Source organism: Bradyrhizobium sp. CCBAU 25338 (assembly GCF_028128965.1).
Taxonomy (GTDB): Bacteria; Pseudomonadota; Alphaproteobacteria; order Rhizobiales; family Xanthobacteraceae; genus Bradyrhizobium; species Bradyrhizobium liaoningense.
In genome coordinates, this window is record NZ_LFKY01000038.1 from 46647 (window position 1) to 61914 (window position 15268).

A 15268-nucleotide genomic window follows, 5' to 3' on the forward strand; every position below is an offset into this window, starting at 1 on the left:
CGCCTCAGCGCCCCGGTTCGAGCTGCCGCTTCTGCAGCCGTTCGTACAGCAGCAGCGGCACCAGCAGCACCACCAGCAGCACGATGGCCGCCGCGGACGCAACCGGCCAATCCTTGTTGGTGAAGAATTCGAGCCACAGGGTCTGGCCGATCATCAGCGAGTTGGAGCCGGCCAGGAGATCCGGGATGACAAATTCCCCGACGATCGGGATGAAGCACAGCAGCACGCCTGCGCCGACGCCGGGCAGCGACAACGGAAAGATGACGAGCCAGAACACCTGCCAGGGCGGCGCGCCGAGATCGGAGGCCGCCTCCTCCAGCGCCGGCTCCATTTTGGCGAGCGTGGCGTAGAGCGGCAGGATCATGAACGGCAAATAGGAATAGACGATGCCGACATACATCGCGGTGTCGGTGGAGAGCCACACCACGGGCTGGCTGACCAGATGCAGCGCCAGCAGGATCTGGTTGAGCAGGCCGTCATGCTGGAGGATGTTGATCCAGGCATAGATGCGGATCAGGAACGAGGTCCAGAACGGCACGATCACCAGCACCATCGCCACCGCCTGCCAGCGCTTCGGCAATCGCGCCATGCCATAGGCGATGGGATAGCCGATCAGAAGCAGCAGCGCGGTCGCGGTCACCGCGACGGTGAGGCTGCGCATATAGGCAAACACATAGATGTCGTCGGAGACGAGCAGCTTGAAATTGTCGGCCGAGAGTGCGGCAAAGGCGCCCCTGAGCGCGTCCCATCCCGCCGTCAGGTCGAAGACCGGCGCGTAGGGCGGCTGTGCAATCGCCGTCTGCGACAGGCTGATCTTCAGCACGAAGGCGAACGGCACCAGGAAGAACAGCACCATCCAGACATAGGGTGCGATCGCGGCAAAGCGCGCCGGTCGCGCGAAGATGCGGCGGGAGCTCATGACGGCAACACCACGCAATCGTCTGGCGTGAACCAGGCGACGACGTGCTGGTTCAGGCTATAGGCGTCGACGTCGATGCGTGCGCTGTTGACGACCGAAGCCTGCACCATCCCGCCGGTGTCGAGCTTCACCTTGTAGGTCGTGGTCCCGCCGAGATAGCAGATGTCCGCGACCACGCCGTCCAGCCGGTTGATCGCCGTTTCACGACCGGCCTCGCTCACCGGACCGCGGCGCGACAGCTTGACCTTCTCGGGACGAATCGCGACCGCCAATCTTCCCGCTCCGACCGGCTCGCGCGGCTCGGCCACCACCAGCGCACCCGCATCACGCGTGCCGATGACCAGACGATGACCATCGCGCAATTTGGACTCGCCGTCGAACAGATTGATGTCGCCGACGAACTCCGCGATCCAGCGCGAGCGCGGCGCCTCGTAGAGCTCGCGGGGGCTCGCGACCTGAGCGAGCTTGCCGGCCTTCATCACGCCGATCCGGCTCGCCATCGTCATCGCCTCCTCCTGATCGTGGGTGACGATGATGAAGGTCATGCCGAGCCGGCGCTGCAGCTCCATCAGCTCGCCTTGCGTGCTCTCGCGCAGCTTCTTGTCGAGCGCGGCGAGCGGCTCGTCGAGCAGCAGCAATTGCGGCCGGCGCGCCAGCGCGCGGGCGAGCGCCACGCGCTGGCGCTGGCCGCCCGAGAGTTGATCCGGCTTGCGCTTCTCGAGCCCTTCGAGCTTCACCAGTGCGACCATCTCGGCCACGCGGGTGGCAATATCGGCACGCGGCATGCCGGCGCGCTTCAGGCCGAAGGCGATGTTGTCCCGCACGGACAGATGCGGGAACAGCGCATAGTTCTGGAACATCATGTTGACCGGGCGCTCGTGCGGCAGCGCCTGAGCGATGTCCTTGCCGCCGAGCAGGATGCGCCCCTCGTCCGGCGCCTCGAAGCCGGCGAGCATGCGTAAGAGCGTGGTCTTGCCGCAGCCGCTGGGACCGAGCAGCGCGAAGAACTCGCCGGCCTTGATGTCGAGTGAGACGCCATCCACGGCGCGGAACGTCCCGAACGTCTTGGCGACGCCCTCGATCCGCAGCAACGGCTGCCCTGCGGCCGGATACGGATCTCCACCGGCCGTATTGGCCGTGGTGTCTGTTCTGGGCAACTCGTCCGTCATGGTCCCCGCCAACCCCGATTCCGCTGCACGCTAGCGGCCGATCGTCCCTAGCTCAACCAGTTCGGGATGAATCGTTCACATCCGCCATGAACGCTGCCAGCGCATCGCGGTCCGCCGCGGGCATGGTCAGGCCGAGCTTGGAACGACGCCACAGGACGTCGTCCGGGAAGCGCGCCCATTCGCGGCTCATCAGGTGACGCACCTCGGCGCCGGTCAGCTCGGGGCCGAAGGCAGGGCCGAGATCGTCGCGGGTCCTGGCGTCCCCGAGCACTGCCGGCAATCGCGAGCCATAGGCCGCAACCAGGCGCTGCGCCTGCGGCTCCGAGAGGAACCGCCAGCGCTCGCGTGCGAGGTCGACCGCGGTGTCGAAGCGATCCCAGGCAAAATCGCCGCCGGGCAGCGCCGCGCCCGCGGTCCAGGGCGGTGACATCGGATAGAACGTCGTCAGCTTCGTCACCGCACGCTCCGCGCGCAGGCGCGACGTGGTGACGTCGCCGCCGAACATCGTGAGCAGCGGCGCCTTGCGCCGGCGCGCGTGGAACAGGGTCGTGCCGTCACCCCGCCGCACGGACGCCGGCCTTAAATTGACGCCCGAAACCGTCCGGACCACGTCGGCCGGAGCGATGCGCTCGCGGAAGTAGCGGCTGGCCGCTTCGCAGAGATAGCTGACGTCGGTTCCGGTCATCGCGACGATGGCGGGATCGCCGGTGAAATCATGCGTGACGGTGCCGATCAGCGTGAACTCCCGCTCGAACGGGCTTGCGAAAATCAACCGCCCGTCGTTGTTCTGGAAGACGTAGACGTTGTCCGACTCGAACAGCCGCGGCACGATGATCTGGCTCATCTGTGTGGCGGCCATGGCGGGCTGCGGTTGCCGCAGCACTGTCTCCGCAACCAATGGCATCCAGGCCCCGCTGGCGTTGGCCAGGGCCCGGGCCGTGATTGTGCGGCGATGGCCGCGATCAACCACCGCAAGCCGCCAGGTCTCGGTTCTATCGGCACGGACGCAGCGTGCCCCAGTTCGGATCGCCGCGCCACGTTCGGCCGCATCCAGCGCCGTGAGCACCACGAGCCGGGAATCGTCGACGACGCAGTCCGAATATTCGAACGCCGTGCCGAATGGGCGCCTTAGCGCGTTGCCGACCGGATGGTGGGTGATGTCGAGGGTCTTCGATGGGGCCAGGCCGCTCCGGCTGGCGAGGCTGTCATAGAGGAACAGAGCGCCGCGCAGCAGCCACGGTGGCCGCTCGTCCGCATGCGCAGGAATCACGAAACGCATCGGCCGGACCAGATGCGGCGCGATCCGGAGCCAGATCCGGCGCTCGGCCAGAGCCCGGCGCACCCGCCAAAAACCGCGGCGCTCCAGCACCGAGAGATCGCCATGGATCAGCCGCGGCGTCGCCGACGACGCGGCGCCTGCGAGATCGCCCTGCTCGAAGAGGATAACCCGCAGGCCGCGGCCCGCCGCATCGCGGGCGAGGCTGACACCGTTCAGGCCGCCGCCGATGATCGCGAGGTCGTAATCCGCCATGAAGCCGTCGAATGGGAGCGAAGCACTCCCATGACTAACCGGTCTTCAGCGCAAGCTCCATGGCTTCGGCGCGACCGACGAGGCCGGCATATTTCCCGATCGGCAGCGGCTTGCCGAGCAGATAGCCCTGCACGCCGTCGCATCCCTCCTTGGCGAGGAAGGCGAGCTGGTCCACCGTCTCGACGCCTTCGGCGATGATCGACATTTCGAGGCCGTGGCCGAGATCGATCACGGCGCGCACGATTGCCGCCGATTGCGGATTGCGGCCGAGATTGACGATGAAGGCGCGGTCGATCTTGATCTTGTCGAACGGGAACGCCTGGAGGTAGCTCAGCGAGGAGTAGCCGCTGCCGAAATCGTCCATGGAGATGCGCACGCCAAGCGCCTTCAGGCGGCGCAGCAGCGCGAGGCCGCGATCGAAATCCTCGATCAGCACGCCCTCAGTGATCTCGAGCTCGAGCCGGCCCGGTGCAAGGCCCGTCTCGATCAGGATCGAATGGACCAGTCCGACCACGTCACCGTGCATGAACTGCGCCGGCGACAGATTGACCGCGACCTGGAGCGGCTTCGGCCAGGACGCCGCCTCGCGGCAGGCCTCGCGCAGGATCCACTCGCCCATCTCGACGATCAGGCCGCTCTCCTCGGCGATCGGAATGAATTCGGCGGGCGAAACCTGGCCGCGCACCGGATGCTGCCAGCGCGCCAATGCCTCGAAGCCGATGATCTCGCTCTCGGCGACGCTGTGGCCCGCGATCCCCTGCGGCTGGAAGGCGAGCGAGAGCTCGCCGTTCTTGACCGCCATCGAGAGGTCCTGATGCAGCACGCGGCGATCACGGATCTGCTGGTCCATCTCCGGCTGGTAGAGACCGATCGTGCCGCGCGACTTCTGCTTGGCGCGGAACAGCGCCGCGCCCGCGTTGGCGAGCAGCGAGGCGCCATCGGTGCCGTTGTGCGGAAAGACCGACATGCCGGTGGTGATGCCGGCGCGGACCGGCCGGCCGTCGATCTGGAATTCCCGGGCGACGGCTTCGCCGATCTGCCGCGCCAGTGCGAGGCCCGCCTCGGGCTGCTTGCCATCGATGATCAGGCCGAACTCGTCGCCGGACAGACGCGCCACCACGCCGCCGCGCGCGGAGTCCTGGAGCCGATGGGCTACCTCGATCAGGAGCTTGTCGCCGAGCGCATGGCCGAAGACGTCGTTGACCTCCTTGAGCCCGTCGAGGTCGACGCAGAGCACGGCGAACTCCTCGCCGGTGCCATCGCAGGCCTCGATCATCTGGGTCAGCGCCTGGAGGAAGGCAGCGCGGTTCGGCAGATCGGTAAGGCCGTCGTGATAGGCCATGTGCGCCATGCGCGACTCGGTCTGGCGGCGGTCGGTGACGTCCTCGTGGGTCTTGATCAGATATTGCGGTTCGCCGGCATCATTGAGCACGGTAGCGCGGCGGGTGAGAAACAGCCGCAGGCCGTCCTTGGTCGAGATCGGGTGCTCCTCGGTGACCATCCCGCGCTTCTTGATCGCGGCCTCATCGCGCGCGATGATCAGCCTGGCTTCCTTGGGATTGAAGATGTCGGACGCGGTCAGGCCGGTGGTTTCCTCGCGCCTGCGGTTGAGGATCGTCTCCGCGCTGCGGTTGGCGAGCAGATAGCGGCCGTCCTTGACCTGTTCCACGATCAGCGCGACCGGGATGTTGTCGACCACGAGCTCGAGGAACTTCTTGGTGCTCTCCAGCTCCTGCGACAGCGAGCGGCGGTCGGTGACGTCCTCGAACACGATGAGCAGGAATTCGGGCTTGTTGCTCTCGTTGCGAACCACGATCCGGATCGAGGCGACCATGCGCCGCGCACCGGCACGGTCGACTTCGAACTCATTGCGGTATTGGCCATCCGGCGAATTGAGCGCCGCCCGGTCGGCCGCCTCGATGCTGGACGCCGAACTCGGCGCAAACAGCTCCCGCGCATTCCTGCCGACGGCGAAGTCCCGCGACAATCCCCAGAACCGTTCATAGGCGCTGTTGGCGAAGATGTAGCAACCGTCCTCGATGCTCTTGGCTGCCACGCAGGCCGGCACATGGTCGAGCACCGATTCCAGGAATTGCTTGGTGGAGGCGAGCTGCCGCGACAGCCTGCGCTGCTCGCTGACGTCGAGATGCGTGGCCACCGAGCCGCCGTTCGGCAGCACGAAGTACTTCACCAGGATGGCCCGCCCGTCGGGCAGTTCCGTGATCAGACCATTGGCGCTTGCCGCCTTGTCGTAAAATTCATCGTCGGAGGCGGCCAGCACTCCGCGCTTGCGCCGAAGCGCGAGGAGCTCACGGCCGTCCATGCCGGGCCGGACATCCGACCGCGTCAGACCATAGATCTCGAGATAGCGGTCATTGCAGAAGATGACGCGGCGCTGCGCATCCGTCATCACCACGCCCTGATTGAGATTGTTCATGGCGGAGGAGACGAAGGCGTTGCGCCGCAACTGCAAACGTCTGGTCCGGCGCAGCGAGGAATGGATCCACAGCGCGATCGCGGCGAGGAGCGAGCACACGACGATGCCCGCAATCAGGGCTTCCCAGATCACGCTGGGATCGAGCTTGGTGAGATCGCCCGGAGCGGCAAAGCTGTCCGACAGCGCAAAGGCACGCGCAGGCGTGACCGCACCGGCCAGGCATGCGACGGCCTGCACAGCAATCGGAAGCGTGCTGCCCGCGTGCCAGTTCTTCTCAGCCATCAGCCACCCGCGATTTCAACGTCGGATTGTCTGGCCTCCCGGGTTTGGATCGGGTAAACGCCTGTAGGCGCGACAGAAAAATGTGACGCGAAATGCGGCAATTGCCCTGACATGATAAATGCTTGCTTAATGGAAAACGGGCCCGCGCCCTCGTTCTCGGCTCCAATGCCACCGGCACTTCCAGCGGACATTCTGCACAACCATGGATAGGGTCGATTGCATCGTCATCGGAGCCGGCGTCGTCGGGCTCGCGGTAGCCCGGAAGCTCGCCCAGGCCGGGCGCGAGGTCATCGTGCTCGAGGCAGCCGAGGCCATCGGCACCGTCACCTCCTCGCGCAACAGTGAGGTGATCCATGCCGGCATCTACTATCGCGCCGGGAGCTGGATGGCGCGCATGTGCGTCAGCGGCAAGCACGCACTCTACCGCTACTGCGCCGAGCGCGGCATCCCTCACAAGAATTGCGGCAAGCTGATCGTTGCGACCAGTGCGAAGGAAACCGAGAGGCTGCAATCGATCAAGGCGCATGCCGAGGCCAATGGCGTGCTCGACATGCAGCTGCTCACGGGCGAGGCCGCGCGGGCGCTGGAGCCGGCGCTCGCCTGCGATGCTGCGCTGCTGTCACCGTCAACGGGCATCATCGACAGCCACGCCTACATGCTCTCGCTGCGCGGCGAGGCCGAGGACGCCGGCGCGGCCTTCGCGTTTCACACCCCGCTGATCCGCGCCAAGGCGAATGCCGGCGTCATCGAGGTCGAGGCCGGCGGCGAGGCGCCGATGACGCTGCAATGCGGCCTCCTCGTCAACGCCGCGGGGCTGTCGGCGACGAATGTCGCGCGCAACGTCGACGGCATGCCGCTGGACCGGATTCCTCCGGCCTATCTCGCCAAGGGAAATTACTTCAGCTGCAACGCCAAGGCGCCGTTCTCGCGTCTGATCTATCCGGTGCCCGAGCCCGGCGGGCTAGGGGTCCATCTGACGCTGGACATGGCGGGGCAGGCACGTTTCGGGCCCGACGTCGAATGGATCGAGACGATCAACTACGAGGTCGATCCGTCACGCGCCGAGCGCTTCTATCCGGCGATCCGCAAATACTGGCCGACGCTGCCCGATGGCGCGCTGATGCCGAGCTATTCGGGCATCCGCCCGAAGATCGTGCCGCCGGCTGTGGCCACGCAGGACTTCTTGATGCAGGGCCCGCGCGATCACGGCGTCGCAGGCCTGATCAACCTGTTCGGCATCGAATCCCCGGGACTGACGTCGTCGCTCGCGATCGCCGATCACGTCGCCGAACTCGCAGACATCTAGCGCGTTTTCGCGCGAGGTGGATGACGGTTGGCGTCGAGAAACGGTCCCAACAAAGCTGGCGCCAGACAGACGTCTTGCGCCACCTTGAAGCAGGGATGAGCACGAATGCCTTCATCCCTGCTTGAAAGGATGTGATCAACTCTACGATGTACGGGGGTCGCTAGTGGAGCGTATCGCCGTGCTTCAGACGCTCGATCTGGTCCTTGACCATCAACTTCCGGCGCTTCAACTCAACAATTTGCAGGTCGTCTGTTGAAAGGTGCACGAGAGCTTCGTGCAATTCGTTTTCGAGAAGTTTGTGCTTCCGTTCCAATTCAACAAGATGTGCCTGAATTGTCATTCGAAACCTCCTCGGTAGGGTTGAACCTTAGGATTCGATCCGGACAAGTAAGTCTACATCAGCGATTCGTTCTGTCGATGGGTATCCGTCGTCGCAGTGTCATTTTTGAAAGTTCATATGTAACGAAGCGTGACTAGGGGAACCGCGCGGGAAAAATCCGTGATATCAATGCGTCTGCGCGACGTCGCACCAGCCTGCGGAAATATCTTGCGGGAGATTGGCGAGTGAGGATCGCAGATCGCTTGCGATCACGCCGCGCAAGGACGATAATTTCCACAGGGCATCCACAGCCTTAATCTCACGCTTATCGGTTTTCGGCCACCGCAGACATGACCAATGAAGACGAGCGTGAGCTCGAAGCCGAGCTCACCCGGTTGCAGCAGGAACACCGAGATCTGGACGCCGCGATCGATGCACTGCATCAATCGCCCGCCCCCGACCTATTGCGGTTACAGCGGTTGAAGAAGCGCAAGCTGTTGTTGCGTGACCGTATCGCGTTCATCGAAGACCAGATTACCCCCGACATCATCGCCTGATCCGTGAGCGGCCTGCCCACATGAATCCGCTTGACTCAATGAGAACAAAATAGGAACATTTTGGAGCGCCCAAACCTCCGAAATGCCCAAGCCACGACACGAGGACAACGCAGATGTCGGCAACGCCCCTTCTCGACAACAGCCACTATGAACAGGCCTGTGATCAGGCGATCGCGATGTGCGACGGCAATCTGCGCAGCACCATCAAGGCGCTGATCATGGCCAATGAATATCTGGAAGCCGAGCTGGAGGAATTGCAGGCGGCGATTTCCGCCGGCTGCATTCCGGAGACCTCGCGCAGCAAGATGCGGAGCAAGAGCGGCGCCGCCTGATTTTCAACAACCGGAGCAACGCGATGTCGGATGTGACCTACTACGTTGCAATGCCCTTTTTGATCGATGCAGACGGCTCGCCGGTCGCGGGCACTGCCGAGGAATGCCAGACCTCGACTGCGGCGCTGCGGCGCGCCGAGATATTGGCCCACGGTGCCGGCCACATCGGCGCGGTCGCATTCAGCCGCAGCGGCGATCCCGTGACCGGCGAATTCGGCGACGCCAGGCTGCTGCGCAAATTCGGCAACGTGCCGGAAGATCTGGGGACACTGTAGGTTCAGCTGCTGACCAGCCTGATCCGCGGCTCGTGCCGCCGGCACGCCTTGCGCACGTACATGGCGGCGTCCGCCTCCTCCAGGGCGCGGCCTGCGTCGGACTGCGCCCCCAGCAGCGCGACGCCGGCGGAAGCGCCCGCGGTCACGTGCTGGCCGCGAAAGACGAAGGACAATTCGTCGATCGCCTGCTCGAAGGCCGCGGCCTTCGCCTTGGCGTCGGTCTCGGTGAGATTCCAAAGCAGCAGGGCGAACTCGTCGCCCCCGAGCCGGCCGACCACGTCGGAGGCACGGACCTGTCGCGTCAGCGTGGCGACGATCGCCTTGAGCACCTCGTCGCCGGCGGCATGACCGAACGAATCGTTGATCGGCTTGAGCCGATCGACGTCGAGCACGATCAGTGCCCCGCTGGCGCGGTAGCGCTTCATATAGGCGATGGCGCGCGCAAGCTCGCGCTCGAAGCCGCGCCGGTTGGGAATCTCGAGCAGGAAATCGGTGTCGGCCACAGCTTCCAGTTCCGCGACCCGGAGCTGCGCCTCCTTGAGCTTGGCTCGCAGGCCCCGGATTGTCGCCCTGACGTTGTCCTTGGCCCCACCATCGCCCGAGGCGGCGCGCCGGGGCGGCTTCGCCGGACGCTTGGTCAGCCGTTTGGGGGCGGATCGGCCGGCGCTGGTCTTCCGGCCGTTTTTGGCCTTCGCAGCGCTCGCCCTTCTTGGTTTCTTCATGGGCATCCTGCTCAATGAAGGCTTGCGGGGATTCACCAAGACAGGATAGTGGATTCCCTTCTCCTTGCCACCGCCTTGCGAGCCGCCGGCCGGAACCGTAAATCTGGCCTATCTTTCTGTTTTTCCGGGCACAATTGACGTCATGACCGCGCCGATCGCCATCATCATGGGAAGCCAGTCGGACTGGGACACGATGCGGCATGCCGCCGACACGCTTGATGCGCTCGGCATTGCCGCCGACAGTCGCGTCGTCTCGGCACATCGCACGCCCGACCGGCTGTTTGCTTTCGCCAAGGGCGCCAAGGCTGCCGGTTACAAGGTCATCATCGCCGGCGCCGGTGGGGCTGCACATCTGCCCGGCATGGCGGCGGCGCTGACGGAACTCCCGGTATTCGGCGTTCCCGTCGAATCCAAGTCGCTCAAGGGCGTCGATTCGCTCTATTCGATCGTCCAGATGCCGGCGGGTGTCCCGGTCGGCACCCTCGCCATCGGCAAGGCCGGTGCGATCAACGCCGCGCTGCTGGCGGCCGCCGTGCTGGCATTGTCCGACCCGGCCCTGTCCGATCGCCTCGCCGCCTGGCGCAAGGCGCAAACTGAGGCGGTCGCCGAGCGTCCGGAGGACAAGGCGTGACCGACACCAGGCATGTGAAGCTGAAGCCCGGTGACACCATCGGAATCCTCGGCGGCGGACAATTGGGCCGGATGCTGGCCATGGCTGCGGCCCGGCTTGGCCTGCGCTGCCAGGTGTTCTCGCCCGATCCGGACTCGCCGGCCTTCGACGTCGTCCTGAACGCGACCTGCGCCGAATATGCCGATGTCGAAGCGCTCGAGTTGTTCGCGAACGACGTCGACGTCATCACCTATGAATTCGAGAACGTGCCCGCAGCGGCCGCGATGGTGCTGGATGCGCGCCGCCCCGTGCTGCCCAACCGCAAGATCCTCGAGACCACCCAGGACCGCCTTGCCGAGAAGGATTTCGTCACGCGGCTCGGCATCGGCACCGCAGCCTATGCCGACGTCACCTCCGTCACCTCCCTACGCGAGGCGATTGCCAGGATCGGCCTTCCGGCCGTGCTGAAAACCCGCCGCTTCGGCTATGACGGCAAGGGCCAGGTCATCATCCGCGAGGGCGACGACATCGCCAAGGTGTGGACCAGCCTCGCCACCAAATCGGCGATCCTGGAGGCCTTCGTGCCGTTCGAACGCGAGATATCCGTGATCGCCGCGCGCTCGGCCGCAGGCGAGGTCGAGTGTTTCGACGTCACCGAGAACGAGCACCGCGACCACATCCTGAAGATATCGCGCGCGCCCGCGGCGATTCCGGATGCGCTCGCCGAGGAAGCGCGCAGCATCGCCAGCAAGATCGCAGGCGCGCTCGACTATGTCGGCGTGCTCGCTGTCGAGATGTTCGTGCTCGCCAATGGCACCGGACCGAAGGTGCTCGTCAACGAGATCGCTCCGCGCGTGCACAATTCCGGGCACTGGACGCTCGATGGCGCCTCGGTCTCGCAGTTCGAGCAGCACATCCGCGCCATCGCCGGCTGGCCGCTCGGCAAGCCCGTGCGCCACGGCGAAGTCGTCACCATGACCAACCTGATCGGCGACGAGATCAACGATTACGAAAGATGGCTGAGCGTGCCGGGCGCGACCGTGCACATCTACGGCAAGGGTGCACCGCGCCCCGGCCGCAAGATGGGCCATGTCACCGAAGTCCGGCCGCCAAGGGGCAAATGAGGGGACCGCAGCTGCCAAAGCGCGATAAATCGTCATCGCGCTTTGGGTTGTTGTTTAAGCATGATCTTTTCGGAAAACCGCTACGCACTTTTCCGGATCATGCTTCGGCCGCGATCCCCTTTGCGATCACGCCGTCTTCACGCCCGCAACGACGCCGGCGGGCTCCTCGCTGAGCCAGCGATAGACCACCCCGCCCAGCGCGCCGCCGATCAGCGGTGCAACCCAGAACAACCAGAGCTGCGACAGCGCCCAGCCGCCGACGAACAGTGCCGGGCCCGTGCTGCGCGCCGGGTTCACCGAGGTGTTGGTGACGGGAATGCTGACGAGATGGATCATCACCAGCGCGAGCCCGATCGCGAGCGGTGCGAAGCCCGCCGGTGCGCGGCCATGGGTGGCGCCCATGATGATGAACAGGAACATCATGGTCATCACCACCTCGGTGAGGAAGCACACGATCATGCTGTACTGGCCAGGAGAATGCGCATCATAGCCGTTGGAGGCAAAACCCTTGCTGACGTCGAATCCAGGCGCCCCGCTCGCGATGACATAGAGGAGCCACGCGGCAACGACCGCGCCCGCCACCTGGGCGATCACATAGGGCAGGATCTGGCCGGCCGGAAAGCGGCCGCCGGCGGCAAGGCCGACCGTGACGGCCGGATTGAGATGGCAGCCGGAGATATGCCCGATCGCATAGGCCATGGTGACGACGCTCAAGCCGAATGCGAGAGAGACACCGACCAGGCCGATGCCAACCTGCGGGAAACCGGCCGCGATCACCGCGCTGCCGCAACCGGCGAATGTGAGCCAAAAAGTACCGATGGCTTCGGCGGCGTATTTCTTCATGTCCATGTGGCATCTCCCCTGATTTCAGCTCCGGATCAACTTCCGGAAACGGCCCGCCTTCTGGCGCCAAACCACCCAAATTGGGACCGTTCAGAGGTATTTTCGCCGCATTTAATGGCCGAACTTGGCCCGAAAACCCGCTTGGCCGGTGGACATCCAAGGTTTTGTCTGATACATCCGCGCGCTCAAGGCCAAGGGCGCCCGGCTTTTTGCCATCCCCTTTGACTTACCAGAATTCAAATCCGATCCACCTAAAGAGGATGCCGCGTGCAGGTTCTCGTTCGCGATAACAACGTCGATCAAGCTCTCAAGGCGCTGAAGAAGAAGATGCAGCGCGAGGGCATTTTCCGCGAGATGAAGCTCCGCGGTCATTACGAGAAGCCGTCCGAAAAGAAGGCCCGCGAAAAGGCCGAAGCCGTGCGCCGTGCGCGCAAGCTGGCCCGCAAGAAGCTGCAGCGCGAAGGCCTGCTGCCGATGAAGCCGAAGCCGGTGTTCGGCGCAGGCCCGGGTGGTGATCGCGGCGGTCGTGGCGGCCCCGGTGCAGGTCCGCGCGGACCGCGCTGATTTGCCGAACCTTTAAGATCTCGGTTTTCGATGACGCGGGCCCTTGGCCCGCGTTATTGTTTGTGAGCGGTGCCTTCGCGGGACGGGGCACGACCGATGCGGCGTTAAAGCGCGATAAGATTGGATGAATGGTCATCGCACTTTAGGTAGTTGTTTGAGCACGATCTCCGCGCCAACGCGTTCCGCGTTTGTCGCGAGAGGAAACCGCGGCACACTTTGCCGGCTCCTGCTCTAGCGCGAGCGAACCGTAGATGGCTTCCCCTTTCCCTCAGCGCGGCTTGGCGTGGCGACGCCGGATCTGGCAGCAGCCGCTCGCGTTGGGCTTGATGGGGATCGCGCTATGCGGCTGCTCCTTCGATCTGGGATCGCTGATCCCGGAGAAGGACAAGCCGCAGGAGACACCCAAGGCGGAGGCGCCTGCCGAGAGCGCGGTGAGCGCCGGCAACGTCGCCGAAGCTCAGGCCCGCACCGCGAAGGGCCAGTCCCTGGCGAAGTCAGGCGAGACCGCGGCAGCGCTCGACGAGTTCAATCGCGCCGTCGGGCTCGATCCCTACAATGCGCAGGCACTCTATGGCCGCGCCCTGATCTACCAGGGCAATAACCAGCACAACTTCGCGATCGCCGATTTCAGCGCCGCGAGCGGGCTCAACCCGCAGAAGGTCGAGCCTCTGCTCGGCCGCGCCACCAGCTATCTCGCGATCGGCAAGCTCAAGGAGGCCGCGGCCGATCTCGATGAAGCCTCCGAGGCGGATCCGCACAATGCCCAGGTCTGGACCACGCGCGGACAGGCTTATGAGCGTTTGGGGGACAGGGCAAAGGCGGCCGCGTCCTACACCAAGGCCGTCGCGCTTCGTCCACGCGATGACGCCGCCCGCAGCGGCCTCGCCCGCGTCGGCGGCTGACGGTCTGGCGCAGCGCGGGCCAGTCTTAATCGGGCGTGGCGCTCTTCGGCAGAACGGAGTTGAACATCGACTTCATGCCCGACAGCATTTCGTCGGCGACATTGGTCTTCCTCGGCCGCGGCATGGAGGCACCAACATCGGCACGCAGGTCAAGCGGGGGCGCTATGACCGGCACGGGGATGTCGGCCGGCGGCGTCACCCGATTCGGATCGTCGCTGCCGACCGAGGCCGTGTAGGGCGGATTGGAGCCGCCATTCCCGTAGGCCTCGGATGAGGGCGTCGAGACCGTGATCGGCGGCGGCAGCGGACGGACCGTGGACGGCTCCGTACCAATGACCCGCGGCGCCTCCAGCGTGCGGGCGGCTTCCCGCACCACAGGCTCCGCCGACCTCTCGGTTGGCTTGGCCTCGGACGACCTGACCTCGGCAGGCTTGGTTTCGGAAGATCTGGCCTCAGCGGACCTGCCCTCAGGCGATTTGCGCAGGCGCTCGATCGCGGCACGTACGAGATCGTTGGCATCGGGGGTTGCGGCCGGAGCGGCAGCAGCTGGCGCCGAATTGGCCTCCACCACCGACGCAACAGGGGCAGGTGCGGTCACGGCCGGGCTGGGCGTAGACTTGGCGAGCGCCTTTTCACGGGCGGATGGCTTGGCGCGCGGGCTCTCGGCCGGCGCCACATCCGGAGCTTTCTCCGCGGCCTTCTCAGACCCCTTGGGCTCGGCGACCGGCTGATGATCGGCCGCCTTGTCGGCTGCCGGCTTGTCGGTCACGCTCTTCTCGGCGATGCCCTTGGCCTTGACGCCGGGCGCAGGGAGGTTGGCGACATCAGCAGGCTTGCCGTTCTGGCCGGCGTCGGCGGGCGCAACAACGGCCGCGGGGGCATCGGCCGCCGGCTTTGCGTTGATGTAATGATTAACGATGTACGCCCCGATGATCGTCGCGAGCACCGAGGGGAAAATATCCATCGAGATTTTAGCGAGGTATTTCAGCATTTCTCGGCCACTCCCCGCGCGATCTGATGCGGGAACTTTAGGGCATTGTGAGGGATCAACTGCGACGGATCAATGGCAAAGGGTAACGCCGGACTTACGGCTTCAGCTCGATCTCAAGGAACACGATCTCAGTTGAGGTTTCGTTAAGTACGTCGTGTTGGACGCCGGCCTTGCGGAAGTAGGATTTTCCGGCCGCGAGCTGCGCCTTGGACCGTTCGCCACTGGGCGCCACGATGGTCATCTCGCCGGCGACGACGGGAACAATCACATAATCCATCCCGTGGGTGTGATGCCCGGTGGCGCTGCCCGGGGCGAGCCGCCATTCGGTCACCCGGACCTGCTCATTGTCGATCTGAACCTCGGACTTGGCGGCAAGCATCGCAAC

Annotated in this window: 17 protein-coding genes; 8 read left to right on the forward strand and 9 right to left on the reverse strand. The window is 65.1% G+C overall.

The annotated features are described in order from the left end of the window. Positions 1–4: 4 nt before the first annotated feature. Genes ACM42_RS20410 through ACM42_RS20425 form a run of 4 tightly spaced genes read right to left on the reverse strand, consistent with a single transcriptional unit; the run spans position 5 to position 6338 of the window. Positions 5–919 (reverse strand): ABC transporter permease, encoded by a 915-nt coding sequence (locus ACM42_RS20410; protein WP_271529619.1) that lies wholly within the window; start codon positions 917–919, stop codon positions 5–7. Then, on the reverse strand, positions 916–2088 hold the full coding sequence (locus ACM42_RS20415; protein ID WP_271529620.1) for an ABC transporter ATP-binding protein: 1173 nt from the start codon (positions 2086–2088) through the stop codon (positions 916–918). Before ACM42_RS20415 ends, ACM42_RS20410 begins: the two co-directional genes overlap by 4 nt. 52 nt (positions 2089–2140) lie before the next feature. Next, the gene (locus tag ACM42_RS20420; protein WP_271529621.1) at positions 2141–3619 is read right to left on the reverse strand and encodes a glycerol-3-phosphate dehydrogenase; all 1479 of its coding nucleotides are present in this window, start codon (positions 3617–3619) and stop codon (positions 2141–2143) included. 34 nt (positions 3620–3653) lie between these two features. Continuing rightward, the gene (locus ACM42_RS20425) at positions 3654–6338 is read right to left on the reverse strand and encodes an EAL domain-containing protein (RefSeq protein ID WP_271529622.1); all 2685 of its coding nucleotides are present in this window, start codon (positions 6336–6338) and stop codon (positions 3654–3656) included. A gap of 202 nt (positions 6339–6540) precedes the next feature. Between ACM42_RS20425 and ACM42_RS20430 the strand changes: the two genes are divergently transcribed. Beyond that, entirely contained in the window at positions 6541–7644 is a 1104-nt protein-coding gene (locus ACM42_RS20430; RefSeq protein ID WP_271529623.1) for an NAD(P)/FAD-dependent oxidoreductase, read from the forward strand. Between the two features lie 160 nt (positions 7645–7804). Here the strand turns inward: ACM42_RS20430 and ACM42_RS20435 are convergent, their stop codons facing one another. Next, positions 7805–7984, reverse strand: coding sequence for a YdcH family protein (locus tag ACM42_RS20435; protein WP_061880823.1), 180 nt, complete (start codon positions 7982–7984; stop codon positions 7805–7807). Between the two features lie 329 nt (positions 7985–8313). Here ACM42_RS20435 and ACM42_RS20440 point away from each other — a divergent pair, with 329 nt between their 5' ends. The 3 genes from ACM42_RS20440 (at position 8314) to ACM42_RS20450 (ending at position 9127) form a co-directional block, all read left to right on the forward strand. Beyond that, positions 8314–8520, forward strand: a complete 207-nt coding sequence (locus ACM42_RS20440) for a YdcH family protein (protein ID WP_008546179.1) — start codon at positions 8314–8316, stop codon at positions 8518–8520. A gap of 113 nt (positions 8521–8633) precedes the next feature. After that, the gene (locus tag ACM42_RS20445; protein ID WP_271529624.1) at positions 8634–8852 is read left to right on the forward strand and encodes a hypothetical protein; all 219 of its coding nucleotides are present in this window, start codon (positions 8634–8636) and stop codon (positions 8850–8852) included. A gap of 23 nt (positions 8853–8875) precedes the next feature. After that, the gene (locus ACM42_RS20450; RefSeq protein ID WP_028181614.1) at positions 8876–9127 is read left to right on the forward strand and encodes a hypothetical protein; all 252 of its coding nucleotides are present in this window, start codon (positions 8876–8878) and stop codon (positions 9125–9127) included. Positions 9128–9129: 2 nt separating this feature from the next. Here the strand turns inward: ACM42_RS20450 and ACM42_RS20455 are convergent, their stop codons facing one another. Then, a complete protein-coding gene (locus tag ACM42_RS20455; RefSeq protein WP_271529625.1) occupies positions 9130–9849 on the reverse strand; it encodes a GGDEF domain-containing protein in 720 nt (239 codons plus the stop codon). Between the two features lie 142 nt (positions 9850–9991). Here ACM42_RS20455 and purE point away from each other — a divergent pair, with 142 nt between their 5' ends. Next, positions 9992–10480 (forward strand): 5-(carboxyamino)imidazole ribonucleotide mutase, encoded by a 489-nt coding sequence (gene purE, locus ACM42_RS20460; protein ID WP_271529626.1) that lies wholly within the window; start codon positions 9992–9994, stop codon positions 10478–10480. Next, on the forward strand, positions 10477–11583 hold the full coding sequence (locus ACM42_RS20465; RefSeq protein WP_271529627.1) for a 5-(carboxyamino)imidazole ribonucleotide synthase: 1107 nt from the start codon (positions 10477–10479) through the stop codon (positions 11581–11583). The genes purE and ACM42_RS20465 overlap by 4 nt, the downstream gene beginning before the upstream one ends. A 126-nt stretch (positions 11584–11709) precedes the next feature. On the opposite strand, the gene aqpZ is transcribed toward ACM42_RS20465, so the two are convergent. Continuing rightward, entirely contained in the window at positions 11710–12432 is a 723-nt protein-coding gene (gene aqpZ, locus ACM42_RS20470; protein WP_271529628.1) for an aquaporin Z, read from the reverse strand. Between the two features lie 261 nt (positions 12433–12693). On the opposite strand from aqpZ, the gene rpsU reads away from it, so the two are divergent. Together rpsU and ACM42_RS20480 are read left to right on the forward strand one after the other, a co-directional pair. Then, on the forward strand, positions 12694–12990 hold the full coding sequence (gene rpsU / locus ACM42_RS20475) for a 30S ribosomal protein S21 (protein ID WP_008546194.1): 297 nt from the start codon (positions 12694–12696) through the stop codon (positions 12988–12990). Positions 12991–13241: 251 nt separating this feature from the next. Continuing rightward, positions 13242–13892 (forward strand): tetratricopeptide repeat protein, encoded by a 651-nt coding sequence (locus tag ACM42_RS20480; RefSeq protein WP_271529629.1) that lies wholly within the window; start codon positions 13242–13244, stop codon positions 13890–13892. A 25-nt stretch (positions 13893–13917) separates the two neighbouring features. On the opposite strand, the gene ACM42_RS20485 is transcribed toward ACM42_RS20480, so the two are convergent. Together ACM42_RS20485 and ACM42_RS20490 are read right to left on the reverse strand one after the other, a co-directional pair. Then, positions 13918–14883, reverse strand: coding sequence for a hypothetical protein (locus ACM42_RS20485; RefSeq protein WP_271529630.1), 966 nt, complete (start codon positions 14881–14883; stop codon positions 13918–13920). 94 nt (positions 14884–14977) lie between these two features. Further along, positions 14978–15262: a cupin domain-containing protein gene (locus ACM42_RS20490; RefSeq protein ID WP_271529631.1), complete on the reverse strand. Its 285-nt coding sequence runs from the start codon at positions 15260–15262 to the stop codon at positions 14978–14980. Positions 15263–15268 lie beyond the last annotated feature (6 nt).